The following is a 1,204-nucleotide window of genomic DNA, read 5'->3' as shown; positions in this document are numbered from 1 at the left end:
TTGATAAGGGTGGTAATAGCTTCAATTTCCTCGCGACTTTTCTGGGGGAAATCGCTTTAAGAGTTCCTGCTTGGAATACTGTAGGAGTAAAGGAGTAAATTCTTCCGGAGACAGTTGTAAAATCCGGCTGATAATAGCTTGAATTTCTGGGTCTAACTCACCAAAACGGACTCGGAGCAGGTTTTCCACCACCCGACGTTCCCCCTCTTGCAGACCCCGTTCTAGACCCCGTTCTAAACCCCGTTCTAGACCCCGTTCTAGACCCCGTTCTTCTCCTTCGGCCAGTGCCTCTTGATAGACTCTCGTTTGTTTTAAATCACTTAGTCCAAACATAGCTTCAATTTCCTCGCGACTTTTCTGGGGTAATTTGTAAATGATGATACTTTCGATTAGGTCAATTAACTGCCGTTGACTGGACTGGTCGGTGATTTCTTCTCTGGTCCGCTCGATTAGGGTTTGAGCAGTCCTCACCGCTGCCGTTTCCGACTCTACTACTAATTTAATCACACCGATTCCTAAGGAGGGATGGGACACCTGGGGCAATTCATCGAGATAAATGCGTCTAACGCTCGATAAATTGAGGATTTCGCCAAAATGCAGGGATTGTTCCCGTTCCACCCCACGATGGGGATAAATGACGACAATTTGCCAGGGGTGAGGTGGTTGATATTGTTTTAGAAATAGGAACAATTCCGCAAAAAGTCGATAGTAGAGGGTGTCGTCCGCTTGGAACTGTACTTCCACTAGGTAGAGGGGTTGCTGAATATCCTCAAGCAGAGGCATAAATAAGCCATCGAGACGGAAAGAGAGTTGTTTCACCTCTTGGGAGGTGAATTGATAGTTTGCTGAGACCGGTTGCGGTTGTCCGATTAAGTCAAAGAAACTGTCGGGAAAGCGCAGGAATATTTGGTAAAAGAGACTGTCAGTTTTCACTTTAGATGTCGCTTCTAGGGTTTATTGGCAGTTGCCGAATTGATTTAAGAGTTCCTGCTTGGAACAATGGAGGAGTAAAGGAGTAAATTCTTCTGGGGACAGTTGTAAAATCCGGCTGATAATAGCTTGCAGTGGTGGGTCTAACTCACCGAAACGGACTCGGAGCAGGTTTTCCACCACCAGACGTTTCCCCTCTTGCAGACCCCGTTCTAAACCCCGTTCTAGACCCCGTTCTAGACCCCGTTCTAGACCCCGTTCTAGACCCCGTTCT

Annotated in this window: 2 protein-coding genes; both read right to left on the bottom strand. The window is 47.0% G+C overall.

Going from position 1 to position 1,204, the window contains the following annotated elements; genetic code table 11:
• Nucleotides 1-21 precede the first annotated feature (21 nt).
• Nucleotides 22-933, bottom strand: a complete 912-nt coding sequence (locus MICAI_RS17185; protein ID WP_008205118.1) for an Rpn family recombination-promoting nuclease/putative transposase — start codon at nt 931-933, stop codon at nt 22-24.
• Between the two features lie 21 nt (nt 934-954).
• Nucleotides 955-1,204: hypothetical protein (locus tag MICAI_RS17180; protein ID WP_051011185.1), on the bottom strand; the 250-nt coding region annotated here is incomplete at its 5' end.

The sequence above is a fragment of the Microcystis sp. T1-4 genome (assembly GCF_000297435.1).
GTDB lineage: Bacteria > Cyanobacteriota > Cyanobacteriia > Cyanobacteriales > Microcystaceae > Microcystis.
This window is presented reverse-complemented; position numbering and strand designations above follow the sequence as displayed.